The organism is Paraburkholderia xenovorans LB400, from assembly GCF_000013645.1.
Taxonomy (GTDB): Bacteria; Pseudomonadota; Gammaproteobacteria; order Burkholderiales; family Burkholderiaceae; genus Paraburkholderia; species Paraburkholderia xenovorans.
The window spans coordinates 4825039-4837982 of record NC_007951.1 but is presented as its reverse complement, the minus strand read 5'-3'; the positions used below and the strand labels follow the sequence as shown (position 1 = coordinate 4837982).

Below are 12944 nucleotides of genomic sequence, written 5' to 3'. Positions count from 1 at the left end.
GCGTGCGGCGTGGCCGTACCGAACTGACGCGAGCCGGCCACGAAGCAGGCAACGAGCGGCCTCGAAGCGCGTACTTAGCGCCCCAGACCTGTCGCATCGCACCAATCCCCCGCAAGGGCAGGAAAACGCTGAGAAGGCCCGGCGTTTTCTTGAGAGCGATCACGAAGTCATGTCCGAGATAAGCATTCACGAACTGGAAGCCGCAATCAACTTCTGGCGCGCCCGCTCACCTTCGAGCGGCGACGAACTCGTTCTGTGCAAGGAGGCAAGCGCGCTCTCCAAGCCGTATGCGCTGATGATTGTACAGCGTCAGCACACGCTATCACCGGATCGTTTGGACGGGATTGCGAAGCTTGCGTGGCAATCTTACGTGCACCTTAAGAATAGCCTGTAGAACTGAAGGTTTGCACAGGGATTACCTGCAATGTCCTTTCATCGCAGCCCGATTATTCAATGTTCGGCCATAAACACGCCTGAATCGCACCTGGCCGTTTGTATTACGCCGTAATACTGTCGATAAACGCGGCCAGTCTGATGTCCCGTTCGGTTACGCCATTGGCCTCATGGGTGGAAAGCGTGATTTCCACCTTGTCGTACACGTTGAACCATTCCGGATGGTGATCCATTTCCTGCGCCTTGATCGCGACGCGCGTCATGAAGCCGAAGGCCTCGTTGAAGTCGGCGAATTTGAACTGGCGCTGGATCGCGTCGCGGCCCGTCGCGGCTTGCCAGCCATGCAGCGCGGCGATCTGGGTGGCGCGTTCTTCTGAAGTCAGTTTGTGAATCATGGTGCTACCTCGCTGGATCTAAACGGGCACGCCGGCCGGCGTGCCCGTCCGCTATTTTTTCACGGATGCAGCCCGCCCGCTGCGGGCCTGCCCGGCGCGCCCGTCAGATATCGCCGTCTGCCAGCCAGCCTTCGCGCGAGCCGCGTGTCATCACGCGATCGTGTTCGAGGACGTCGCCGGCCGCGAATGCGGGTTCGGCTGCCAGCCTTGCCAGCAGCGGCGTGAAATCGGTTTGCGTCACGTTGAACAACTGCGCGAAGTCGTCGATCACGAAGTAAGTCTTCTGGAACGTATCGATACGGTAGCGCGTGCGCATCACGCGTTCGAGGTCGAAGCCAAGGCGGTTCGGCGCGGCGCTTTGCTGGCTGTAGAGCGTTTCGCCCTTGCTCGACACGATTCCCGCGCCATAGATCTTCACGCCGTTCGGACTCGCCGCGTCGCGGATCAGGCCGAACTCCACGGTGTACCAGTAGAGCCGCGCGAGCAGCGGCAGCGCACCGGCGTCGTTGGCGGCGAGCGCGGCGCGGCCATACGCGTGCATGTAGTCGGCGAAAACCGGGTTGATCAGCAGCGGCACGTGGCCGAACAGATCATGAAAACAATCCGGCTCCTGCAAGTAATCGAGTTGATCCGGCCGGCGCATCCACCATGTGACGGGAAAGCGGCGATTCGCCAGATGCTCGAAGAACACCTGGTCCGGCACGAGTCCGGGCACGGCGACTATCTGCCAGCCGGTGGCGGGCGTGAGCTTCGCATTGATCTCGTCGAAGGAGGGCACGCGGTCGGCCGGCATGCCGATGCGTTCGACTCCCGCGAGAAACTCGTCACAGACGCGCCCTTTGAGCAGCGCTGTCTGGCGCGCATAGAGCTGCTGCCATACCGCGTGGTCGACCGTGCCGTAGCGTTCGGTTGGTTGGTCGATGGTGAAATCGGCGCGGGTTTCGAGTCCGGCGTCGAATTGCTCTTTCAGTCTGGCGGTATTGGCGGTGGGCATGATGATGCGCGCTCTACGATGACGGCAAGTGTGAATCGGTGATGCAAGTGTAGAGCGTCGCGTATGCGGAAAGGACGCAAAGACGGCGTTTGAGCGCATGATTATGCAATAATCGTGCATCAAATGGCTATTCAATGCGGAAATTCGACATGTTAGAACTGGATCACTTCGATCTTGCACTGCTGGAGGTGCTTCAGCGCTTCGGCCGGGCAACCCATCAGCAACTGGCCGAGCAGGTCCCGCTGTCGCCGTCGCAGATTGGACGGCGCTTGCAGCGTCTCGAACAGATGGGCGTGGTGGACGGCTATCGCGTCGTGTTGCGGCCGGAAAAGCTCGGGCTCGGCGTGACTGCGTTCACCAGTCTGAAATTGAAGCACCACGGCGATTCGATCATCGAGCAATTCCAGCAACAGATCGACGTGCTGCCAGAAGTGCTCGAATGTCATGCCGTGGTGGGCGACGCCGACTATCTGCTGCGCATCGTCGCGCCCGATCTGAATTATCTGTCGACGTTCGTGATGAAGAAGCTGATGCGTGTGCCGGGCGTGGATAGCGTGCGTTCGAATATCGTGCTCACCACCTTCAAGCGCAACGGGCCGCTGCCGCTTGGCCACTTGTCGCCGGGCACAGCCGCCGCTTGATGCAGCGGCGGCATGAGGGCAGCGCCGCCCGCGCGGAGTTCGCCACGCGACGCACCGCGCCCAGGTCCTACGCCACCTGTTTCGGCTCGCTATCGGGACTCAGCAGATCAACATAGGCCACCGCCACCAGATCCGATTCCGGTACGCCGAGCGTGGCGAACATGGCATGCGCTTCGGCGTGGCCGTCTTCTTCGTCGTCGTCCTGGGCAAGCACGACTTCGAGTTCGACGAAGTCGCCGAGACCATCCACCCGGTCCAGATGGATTCGCGTGCGCCCGGTCAGATACACATGCCGCTCCTTGGTGACGATGCCGCGCGTGGTCAGCGCGGTGGCAAGCAGCGCGTGCATGGCTTCCGGGTTGGTCACCGGGCTGCGCGTGTAATAGGACGCTTTCGGGCCGTCGCGGTCGTCGCGCTGGTAGAAGATCAGCTCGGCCGGCGTGCCGTCGTCGAACTGGCGCAGCTTCAGGCGGCCGCGCGGCACGTCGTAGAAAAAGTCCTGCTGGCGGAAGATTAGCGGCGCGTCCGGCGCGAGCTGCGCCGCGCGTTCGCGCAGTTGCTCGAAATGCTGGGCGCGGGCTTTGATTTCAATGTTGCGTGCCATGTCAGGCTCCTGTCGAAGGATGGCGTGGTCGGCGGCTTCCGGTGTTGCCGGGGCGAAGCTGCCGGGAAGGACAAAGTCAGGCGGAATGGAAAACGATGCGGAGCCGGCGCGTGAGCGCGAACCCTCAATCTAACAAAAACTGCGTGACGGTGTGGTTTCAGATGCGGGGCAGATGGACGCGGTGAGCGATCGTGCTGATCGACGGGAGCCAGCGAAGGCGCTGCGCAAGGCGACCACCAGGAGGATCGCAGTAGTTTGCAGACATTATGAGGATGGCTCATATCGCTCGCCTGGCGCTCTTTAACGCCGACGGCATGTCGAGCTTCACCCGGCAACCGTTCGCGTGCCGCTCAAGTCGCCCATTGCTGCTCGATCAACTTCAGCGCCGCCGCAATCGCCGGTTCCTCCTTGCGCTGCGCGAGCGTGATGAAGCTGAGCTGGGTCGGCACCGTCACGCCTTCGACGATAGTCAGCGCGTGCGCATGCGCTTCGGCGATCGCGGTGGCGTCGCGTGCGAGCGTGAGACCCACGCCGGATTTGACCAGGTCGAGCATCGACGGCTCCTGATCCACTTCCGCCACCTTGATGGGCTTGACCCCGGCCTCGTCGAAGCAGCGCGACAACAAGCGGTGATGCGCCGACGCGGGCGGCGTCCAGATCCACGGCAGGGCGGCGAGCGCACGCCAGTCGCGCGCGCCTTTGACGCGGTCTTTCCAGCCCGCCGGCGCCAGCACGCGGTACTGGAACTGAGTGAGCGTGACGGCATGAAAAGCGGGGCCCTCGCGCGGTTCGTCTTCGGACGGAAGGCCGATGTAGTAGCCGACATCCAGTTCACCCGCGCGAACCTGGTCCAGCACCCAGCCCGACATGCCGTGACGCAAAGCCGTTTCGATGCGCGGCCAGGTTTCCACCAGTTGCTTCAGAAAACCGCCGAGGCGCAGAAACGCCGGGTCGAGGATCGTGCCGATCCGCAATCGTCCGCGCACTTCGTGGCGCAGCGATTGTGCGGCCCGCTGCACGTCGCTCGCCGCGCCGAGCGCGCGTTCGGCATGCGGCAGCAGCGCCTGGCCGTCGCGCGTGAGCGAGAGCCCGTGCGAAGTCCGCGTGAACAGGGTCACGCCGAGCGTCTCCTGCAAATGCTTGATTTGCAGGCTGACGGCGGGTTGGGTCAGGTGAAGCTGCACGGCGGCACGCGTGAGGTTGCCCTCGCGTGCCACGGTGACGAACGCCCGGAGCAGAGTGAGATCCATGCCCTGATATTAGCGCGCCTTATGACGCAGTTGAGCATTACTCATTGGATTTGTCGACCCGAAGCGCCGTACGCTTCACCTTCAGCACGCCTTGATCGAGCCGTGGGCGCAGGGGCGGAAGACTTCTCAGGAAAGAGGACAACATGAGCGAGACATATCAGGACGAAGCCGTGCGCAGCACGAAGAGCGCAAGCGCGCTGACCCATTTCATCAACGGCAAGACTGTCGAAGGCACGAGCGGCCGCTTCGGCGACGTCTTCAATCCTGCGCAAGGCAGCGTAAGCGCACGCGTGCCGCTCGCGAGCGTCGCGGAAGTGGATGCGGCCGTCGCTGCTGCCAAAGACGCGTTTGCCGCATGGAGCGAAACCGCGCCGATCAAGCGGGCGCGCGTTCTGTTCAGGTTCAAGGAACTGCTCGATCGACACCACGACGAACTCGCGGAACTGATCACGCGTGAGCACGGCAAGGTGTTTTCGGACGCGAAGGGCGAAGTGATGCGCGGCATCGAAATCGTCGAATTCGCATGCGGCATTCCGAATCTGCTGAAGACCGACTTCACCGATCAGATCGGCGGCGGCATCGACAACTGGAACCTGCGTCAGCCGCTCGGCGTGGTGGCCGGCATTACGCCGTTCAATTTTCCGATGATGGTGCCGTGCTGGATGTTCCCGGTCGCGATTGCGTGCGGCAATACATTCGTGCTGAAGCCGTCGGAGCGTGATCCGTCCTGTTCGAACCGGCTTGCCGAATTGTTGAAGGAGGCCGGCTTGCCGGATGGCGTTTTCAACGTCGTGCATGGCGACAAGGTCGCGGTCGATGCGCTGCTCGTGCATCCGGACGTCAGCGCGTTGTCGTTCGTCGGTTCGACGCCGATCGCCGAATATATCTACACGGAAGGCACGAAGCACGGCAAGCGTGTGCAGGCTTTGGGCGGTGCGAAGAATCATCTGGTGGTGATGCCCGACGCGAATCTCGATCAGGCGGTAGACGCGTTGATCGGCGCGGCCTACGGCTCCGCGGGCGAACGTTGCATGGCGATTTCGGTGGCCGTCGCCGTCGGGCATATCGCCGATGAACTGGTCGAGCGGCTCACACCGCGCGTGAAGAGCCTGAAGATTCTCAACGGCATGGAGTCGGACGCCGAGATGGGGCCGTTGGTCACGGCGGTGCATCGTGAGAAAGTGGTGGGCTATATCGATTCCGGCGTCGCGGCGGGCGCGACGCTGGTTGTCGATGGGCGAGGACATCAGGTCAGCGGTCACGAGAAGGGTTTCTTTCTCGGCGGCACCTTGTTCGACAATGTCTCGACCGACATGAAGATTTATCGCGAAGAGATTTTCGGGCCCGTGCTCTGTGTCGTACGCGTGCCGGATTTTGCTTCGGCGGTGGAGCTCATCAACGCGAATGAGTTTGCCAACGGCGTGTCGCTATTTACGTCCGATGGCGGCGTCGCTCGCGCATTCTCGCGGCAGATCCAGATCGGCATGGTAGGCATCAACGTACCGATTCCCGTGCCGATGGCGTGGCATTCGTTTGGCGGCTGGAAGAAGTCCCTCTTCGGCGACCATCACGCGTATGGCGAAGAGGGCGTGCGGTTCTACACCCGCTACAAGAGCATCATGCAGCGCTGGCCCGACAGCATCGCCAAGGGCGCCGAGTTCACTATGCCGGTGGCCAGGTAGTGTGACGCAGCAGCGCAACAGACGACGAACGCGCGCAAAGAAGGCAGAAAACACAATCAAAGCCCAGCGCCGTGGCTGCATGGCGACCATGTAACCCATCGGCGAAAAAAGCTTAGGAGACTGAACAATGAGCTATACCGACACCACGCCCGAGACTGCCCGGCGGCTCGAAGGCGAGTTCGACTACATCATCGTGGGCGCGGGGACGGCGGGATGTGTGCTGGCCAATCGCCTGAGCGAAGATCCGGACGTGCAGGTGTTGCTGCTCGAAGCCGGCGGCAAGGACGATTACCACTGGATTCACGTGCCGGTCGGCTACCTCTATTGCATCGGCAATCCGCGCACGGACTGGCTTTACAAAACCCAGGCCGAAGCCGGGCTCAATGGCCGCGCGCTTTCGTATCCACGCGGACGCGTATTGGGCGGCAGTTCGTCCATCAACGGCATGATCTACATGCGTGGTCAGCGCGAAGACTACGATGAATGGGCGCGAGTCACCAACGACTCATCCTGGTCCTGGAACTCAGTGCTGCCCGTCTTCAGGCGTAGCGAAGATCATTACGCCGGCGCGAGCGAATCTCATGGCGCGGGCGGCCCTTGGCGCGTCGAGAAACAGCGGTTGAAATGGAAAATTCTCGAAGAGTTTTCGCGTGCGGCGCAAGAGGCCGGCATTCCCGCAACCGACGACTTCAACCGTGGCGACAACACCGGCGTCGGCTACTTCGACGTCAATCAGAAACGCGGCATTCGCTGGAACGCGTCGAAGGCATTCTTGCGTCCCGCACTCAAGCGTCCGAATCTCACGGTCATCACCGGCGCGCACACGCAGCGCGTCGTCTTCGAAGGACGCCGTTGCACGGGCGTCGAATATCGCGGCAACGACACGGACTATCTGGCCAAGGCTCGCTGCGAAGTGATCCTGAGCTCGGGGGCCGTCAACTCGCCGCAATTGCTCGAATTGTCCGGCATCGGCAATGGCGCGCGTCTGCAGAACCTGGGCATCGAGGTCGTCAACGATCTGCGTGGCGTCGGAGAGAATCTACAAGACCATTTGCAATTGCGGATGGCTTATAAGGTCGACGGCGTACGCACGCTCAACACCGCGTCCGCGCATTGGTGGGGCAAGCTGATGATCGGCCTGCAGTACGCGCTGTTCCAAAGCGGCCCCATGTCGATGTCGCCGTCGCAACTTGGTGCGTTTGCCAGGTCCGATCCGAACGATCGCTCGCTCACGCGGCCCGACCTCGAATATCACGTCCAGCCGCTCTCGCTCGATCGCTTCGGCGAACCGCTGCATCGGTTCAATGCGTTCACCGCGTCGGTGTGCCAGTTGCGGCCCACTTCGCGCGGCAGCATTCACATCGAATCGGCCAATGCTTCAGCGCCGCCGTTGATCGCGCCGAACTATCTCTCCACCGATTACGACCGGCACGTCGCCGCCAACGCACTGCGTCTCACGCGGCGCATTGCCGCGGCGCCGGCGCTTGCACGCTATCGTCCGCAAGAGATTTTGCCCGGCACTCAGTACCAGACGGAAGAGGAGTTGCAGCAGGCTGCCGGCGCGGTCGGCACGACCATCTTCCATCCGGTCGGCACCTGCCGCATGGGCACGACCGACGACCCCGGCGCGGTGGTCGACAACCGGCTACGGGTTATCGGTGTTGACGGACTGCGCGTGGTCGATGCATCCGTCATGCCGACCATCACCTCGGGCAATACCAATTCGCCCACGCTGATGATCGCGGAGCGCGCCAGCGACATGATCCGCGAGGATCGCCGTGCGCGCGTGGCCGCCAGTTCCGTGGCGCAAACCAGCCCGGCGCCTTCAGCATTCGCAGTGTGACAGCTGACATGCGACTCGCATGAGATACTCGCCCGCCCTGCGCGGCGGGCATCTCGTGCGCGCGGCCGCGTTCGGGACGGGCATCATCCACTAAGTGCAAATCCCAATGAATGCGCTGCATCATTGGCGCGACAATGGCAGCCATGCTGCGTGCTGCCCCAAGGATTACCGTCCGGATTGGTGCAGCACGCCAACGAGCGCGCACGGGGTGCCGCCGTCATAAAAAAGTCGCGCGGTGGTTCGCGCGGAAGATCGTAATGCTTCGCCTTACTCCGTATGGAAGGGAACATGATTCTCGGCGATACGATTCTCGAAACGCGCGGCCTCACCCGTGAGTTCAAAGGCTTTATCGCCGTGAACGGTGTGAACCTGCGCGTGCGCCGTGGCTCGATCCATGCGCTGATCGGCCCTAATGGGGCGGGCAAGACTACCTGCTTCAATCTGCTCACCAAATTTCTGGAACCCACTGCGGGTCAGATCGTTTTCAACGGTATCGACATCACGAGCGAGCGGCCGGCGCAGATCGCACGGCGCGGCATCATCCGCTCATTCCAGATTTCCGCTGTCTTTCCGCATCTGACGGCATTGCAGAATGTGCGCATCGGCCTGCAGCGGCAACTGGGCACGGCATTCCATTTCTGGAAAAGCGAGCGCACGCTGCGCCAGCTCGATGATCGCGCAATGGATCTGCTCACGCAGGTCGGTTTGACCGATTTCGCCGATGTATTGACGGTCGAGCTTTCCTACGGCCGCAAGCGCGCGCTGGAAATTGCCACGACGCTCGCGATGGAGCCGGAACTCATGCTGCTCGACGAGCCGACGCAAGGCATGGGCCATGAAGACGTCGATCGCGTGACGGCGCTGATCAAGAAAGTATCGAGCGGCCGCACCATCCTGATGGTCGAGCACAACATGAATGTGATCGCCGGCATTTCCGACACGATTACCGTGCTGCAACGAGGCGAAGTGCTCGCCGAAGGCAGTTACGCCGAAGTGTCGAAGAATCCGCTCGTGATGCAAGCCTATATGGGCAGCGCCGACGCGGCGCTCGCCGGAGCCCACGCATGAATACGATTGCCGAGCGTGAAAGCCTCGAAGTGAGCGGTACGGACGGCGCCGCTGCCGCGCTGGACATCAAGGGATTGCAGGCGTGGTACGGCGAATCCCACATTCTGCATGGCGTCGATCTGACGGTGAACCGCGGCGAAGTCGTCACGCTGCTGGGCCGCAACGGCGCGGGGCGGACCACCACGCTGCGCGCCATCATGGGCCTGACCGGACGGCGCACCGGCTCGATCCGCATTGGCGGGCGCGAAACCGTCAATCTGCCCACGCATCGCATCGCGCATTGCGGCATTGGTTACTGTCCGGAAGAGCGCGGTATTTTTTCGAGCCTCTCATGCGAGGAAAATCTGCTGTTGCCGCCGCCCGTCGGGGACAAGGCGCACATGATGTCGCTCGAAGAAATCTATTCGATGTTTCCGAATCTGCATGAACGCCGCATGAGCCAGGGTACGCGGCTCTCGGGCGGCGAACAGCAGATGCTCGCGGTGGCGCGGATTCTGCGCACCGGCGCGAGCCTGCTGCTGCTCGACGAAATCTCGGAAGGGCTCGCGCCTGTCATCGTTCAGGCGTTGGCACGCATGATCATGACGCTCAAGGCGCGCGGCTATACCGTGGTGATGGTCGAGCAGAATTTTCGCTTTGCCGCGCCGCTTGCCGATCGCTTCTACGTGATGGAGCACGGCGCAATTGTCGAGCACTTCGGGGCGAGTGAGCTCGAAACCAAGATGCCGATCCTGCACGATCTTTTGGGCGTATAAAAAACCGCCCGAATGCCTCTGATAACCACAAGCGAAGAAACCAGGAGACAGGAATGAAAAAGAACCCCCTCGCGCGGCTTGCCACACTTTGTTTCGCGGTCGCCGCCGGCGCCGCCTTGACGATGGGCAGCGCGCAAGCGGCTGACGACTCGGTGAAGATCGGTTTCATCACCGACATGTCGGGTCTGTATGCGGATATCGACGGCCAGGGCGGCCTCGAAGCGATCCGCATGGCAGTGGCGGACTTTGGCGGCAAGGTCAACGGCAAGCCGATCACCGTGGTCTACGCCGATCACCAGAACAAGGCGGACATCGCGGCCTCGCGCGCACGCGAGTGGTTCGATCGCGACGGGGTGGATATGCTGATCGGCGGCACGAACTCGGCAACGGGTTTGTCGATGAACACCGTGGCCGGCGAAAAGAAGAAGGTGTATATCAGCATCGGCGCGGGCGCCGACACGCTCACTAACGAGCAATGCACGCCGTACACGGTCCACTATGCGTACGACACCACGGCGCTGGCCAAGGGCACGGGCTCGGCGGTGACGAAGCAGGGCGGCAAGACCTGGTACTTCCTCACGGCCGACTACGCGTTCGGCAAGGCGCTCGAGAAGAACACGGCGGACGTGGTGAAGGCGAACGGCGGCCAGGTGCTCGGCGCGGTGCGCCATCCGCTGTCGGCGTCGGACTTCTCTTCGTTCCTGTTGCAGGCGCAGGCCTCGAAGGCGCAGATTCTGGGCCTCGCGAACGCGGGCGGCGACACGATCAACTCGATCAAGGCGGCCAAGGAATTCGGCATCACCAAGACGATGAAGCTCGCCGCGCTGCTGGTGTTCATCGACGACATCCACAGCCTGGGCCTCGAAACCACCCAGGGTCTCGTGCTGACGGACAGCTGGTACTGGAACAAGGACGCCACGACTCGCAAGTGGGCGGAGCGCTACTTCGACAAGATGAAGAAGATGCCGTCGAGCCTGCAGGCGGCCGACTATTCGGCGACCATGACCTATCTGAACGCGGTGAAGGCGGTGGGTTCGACCGACTCCGACAAGGTGATGGCGCAACTGAAGAAGACGAAGATCGACGACTTCTACGCGAAGGGCTACATCCGTCAGGACGGCAGCATGATCCACGACATGTACCTGATGCAGGTGAAGACGCCGGCCGAATCCAGGGAGCCGTGGGACTACTACAAGATCACCGCGACTATCCCTGGCGAGCAGGCGTTCACGACCAAGGCGGAAACGCGCTGCGCGTTGTGGAAATAAGCGCTGGTTGGTAACCAGACGGCCGTCTGTCTGCTGCTACTGGCGTGCGATACGTAGTGTCGCGTTGGTACACAGGTCGACGGCAAACCGGTTCACATGCCGCGCGCGATTGGCGTCGCTGCCGCTGATCGCGCGCCGGCCGGATCGTGCGTGACCGATCTCACCTTGGCGATGGGTTAAGGCTTCAATGGAAATCTTTGGCGTTCCGCTACCGGCGATGCTCAGCCAGCTGTTGCTGGGGCTCGTGAACGGCTCGTTCTACGCAATTCTGAGTCTCGGGCTGGCGGTGATCTTCGGCTTGCTCAATGTGATCAACTTTGCGCACGGTGCGTTGTTCATGCTCGGCGCGATGCTCGCGTGGATGGGGCTGTCGTATTTCGGCTTGCCGTACTGGGTGATGCTCGTGCTGGCGCCGTTGATCGTGGGGCTGTTCGGCATGGCGATCGAACGCTCGATGCTGCGCTGGCTCTACAAGCTCGACCATCTGTATGGCCTGTTGCTGACCTTCGGACTCACGCTGGTGGTGGAGGGCGTGTTCCGTTCCATCTACGGTTCCTCTGGCCAGCCGTACGACGTGCCGTCGGCGCTTTCGGGCGCGACCAATCTCGGCTTCATGTTCCTGCCGAACTATCGCGCGTGGGTCGTGGTGGCCTCGCTGGTGGTGTGCTTCGCGACGTGGTTCGTGATCGAGAAGACGCGTCTTGGCGCATATCTGCGCGCCGGCACGGAAAACCCGAAGCTGGTCGAAGCGTTCGGCATCAACGTGCCGCTGATGATCACGCTCACATACGGCTTCGGCGTCGCGCTGGCGGCATTTGCCGGTGTGCTCGCCGCTCCGGTGATCCAGGTCTCGCCGCTGATGGGGCAGCCGATGATCATCACCGTGTTCGCGGTGGTCGTGATCGGCGGCATGGGGTCGATCATGGGCTCGATTCTCACCGGCTTGATGCTCGGCGTGATCGAGGGGCTGACGCGCGTGTTTTACCCGGAAGCGTCGGCGACCGTCGTCTTCGTGATCATGGCGCTCGTGTTGCTGGTGCGCCCGGCGGGTCTCTTCGGCAAGGAAAAATGATGCAGAGAAAAGTGCTCTACGGTCTGCTGCTGATCGTGCTTCTCGCGGTGCCCGTGCTCGGCATCTATCCGCTCTTCGTGATGAAGGTGATGTGCTTCGCGTTGTTCGCGGCGGCGTTCAATCTGCTGATCGGCTATACCGGATTGCTGTCGTTCGGCCACGCCATGTTTCTCGCCTCGGCGGGCTATGTCACGGGCTACGCGATGCAGACGCTCGGCTTCTCGCCGGAGCTCGGCGTGCTCGCCGGCACGGCGGCGGCCACCTTGCTCGGGCTGATTGTGGGCATCTTCGCGATTCGCCGCCAGGGCATCTACTTTGCGATGGTCACGCTGGCGCTCGCGCAAATGGTCTACTTCGTATTCCTGCAGGCGCCGTTCACGCATGGAGAGGACGGTCTGCAAGGCGTGCCGCGCGGCAAGCTGTTCGGCGTGCTGGATCTCTCGTCCGACGTGGCGTTGTACTTCGTCGTGCTCGCCGTGATGGTGCTGGCTTTCCTGCTGATCGTGCGGATCGTGCATTCGCCGTTCGGACAGGTGCTGGTGGCGATCAAGGAGAACGAACCGCGGGCGGTGTCGCTCGGCTACGATACGGATCGCTTCAAGCTGCTCGCCTTCATTCTGTCGGCGGGAATCGCGGGTCTCGCGGGGTCGCTCAAGGTGCTGGTGCAAGGGTTCGAAACATTGAGCGACGCGTACTGGACCATGTCGGGCCTCGTGATCCTGATGACGCTCGTCGGCGGCATGGGCACGCTGTTCGGACCGTTGCTCGGCGCGGCGTTGATCGTCGCGCTCGAGGACCGGCTGGGCGATTTCGGCGCGGCGCTCGCGTCGTCGACGGGCGTGGAGTGGTTCCGCTCGCTGGGGGAATCGGTGACCATCGTGACCGGCATCATCTTCATTGCGTGCGTGCTGGCGTTCAGGCGCGGCATTGTCGGCGAGATCGTCGCGCGAGTGCGGCCGTTGCGGGCCTGACGCGCCGT

General features: G+C 62.3%; 13 protein-coding genes. 9 read left to right on the top strand and 4 right to left on the bottom strand.

Annotated elements, in window-relative coordinates:
• Positions 1-169: 169 nt before the first annotated feature.
• On the top strand, positions 170-394 hold the full coding sequence (locus BXE_RS21815; RefSeq protein WP_011490316.1) for a DUF3717 domain-containing protein: 225 nt from the start codon (positions 170-172) through the stop codon (positions 392-394).
• 103 nt (positions 395-497) lie between these two features.
• On the opposite strand, the gene BXE_RS21810 is transcribed toward BXE_RS21815, so the two are convergent.
• Together BXE_RS21810 and phhA are read right to left on the bottom strand one after the other, a co-directional pair.
• Positions 498-788 carry a 4a-hydroxytetrahydrobiopterin dehydratase gene (locus BXE_RS21810; protein WP_007180056.1) on the bottom strand — a complete coding sequence of 97 codons (291 nt, stop codon included), beginning with the start codon at positions 786-788 and terminating at the stop codon, positions 498-500.
• 103 nt (positions 789-891) lie between these two features.
• Positions 892-1782, bottom strand: a complete 891-nt coding sequence (gene phhA / locus BXE_RS21805) for a phenylalanine 4-monooxygenase (RefSeq protein ID WP_038457144.1) — start codon at positions 1780-1782, stop codon at positions 892-894.
• Positions 1783-1931: 149 nt separating this feature from the next.
• Between phhA and BXE_RS21800 the strand changes: the two genes are divergently transcribed.
• On the top strand, positions 1932-2423 hold the full coding sequence (locus BXE_RS21800) for an Lrp/AsnC family transcriptional regulator (RefSeq protein WP_007180054.1): 492 nt from the start codon (positions 1932-1934) through the stop codon (positions 2421-2423).
• A 67-nt stretch (positions 2424-2490) separates the two neighbouring features.
• On the opposite strand, the gene BXE_RS21795 is transcribed toward BXE_RS21800, so the two are convergent.
• Together BXE_RS21795 and BXE_RS21790 are read right to left on the bottom strand one after the other, a co-directional pair.
• A complete protein-coding gene (locus BXE_RS21795; RefSeq protein ID WP_011490313.1) occupies positions 2491-3027 on the bottom strand; it encodes a class IV adenylate cyclase in 537 nt (178 codons plus the stop codon).
• A gap of 350 nt (positions 3028-3377) precedes the next feature.
• Complete coding sequence (locus BXE_RS21790) at positions 3378-4277, bottom strand: LysR family transcriptional regulator (RefSeq protein ID WP_011490312.1); 900 nt, start codon at positions 4275-4277, stop codon at positions 3378-3380.
• 143 nt (positions 4278-4420) lie between these two features.
• Between BXE_RS21790 and BXE_RS21785 the strand changes: the two genes are divergently transcribed.
• The 7 genes from BXE_RS21785 to BXE_RS21755 all read left to right on the top strand — a co-directional run bounded on the left by BXE_RS21785 (position 4421) and on the right by BXE_RS21755 (position 12936).
• Entirely contained in the window at positions 4421-5959 is a 1539-nt protein-coding gene (locus BXE_RS21785) for a CoA-acylating methylmalonate-semialdehyde dehydrogenase (protein WP_011490311.1), read from the top strand.
• Positions 5960-6086: 127 nt separating this feature from the next.
• Entirely contained in the window at positions 6087-7802 is a 1716-nt protein-coding gene (locus BXE_RS21780) for a GMC family oxidoreductase (protein ID WP_011490310.1), read from the top strand.
• 288 nt (positions 7803-8090) lie between these two features.
• Positions 8091-8870: an ABC transporter ATP-binding protein gene (locus tag BXE_RS21775; RefSeq protein ID WP_038457148.1), complete on the top strand. Its 780-nt coding sequence runs from the start codon at positions 8091-8093 to the stop codon at positions 8868-8870.
• Positions 8867-9625 (top strand): ABC transporter ATP-binding protein, encoded by a 759-nt coding sequence (locus BXE_RS21770; protein WP_011490308.1) that lies wholly within the window; start codon positions 8867-8869, stop codon positions 9623-9625. The genes BXE_RS21775 and BXE_RS21770 overlap by 4 nt, the downstream gene beginning before the upstream one ends.
• A 53-nt stretch (positions 9626-9678) precedes the next feature.
• Positions 9679-10893: an ABC transporter substrate-binding protein gene (locus tag BXE_RS21765; RefSeq protein WP_011490307.1), complete on the top strand. Its 1215-nt coding sequence runs from the start codon at positions 9679-9681 to the stop codon at positions 10891-10893.
• Between the two features lie 187 nt (positions 10894-11080).
• Entirely contained in the window at positions 11081-11965 is an 885-nt protein-coding gene (locus tag BXE_RS21760) for a branched-chain amino acid ABC transporter permease (RefSeq protein WP_011490306.1), read from the top strand.
• Positions 11965-12936 carry a branched-chain amino acid ABC transporter permease gene (locus tag BXE_RS21755; RefSeq protein WP_011490305.1) on the top strand — a complete coding sequence of 324 codons (972 nt, stop codon included), beginning with the start codon at positions 11965-11967 and terminating at the stop codon, positions 12934-12936. The genes BXE_RS21760 and BXE_RS21755 overlap by 1 nt, the downstream gene beginning before the upstream one ends.
• Positions 12937-12944 lie beyond the last annotated feature (8 nt).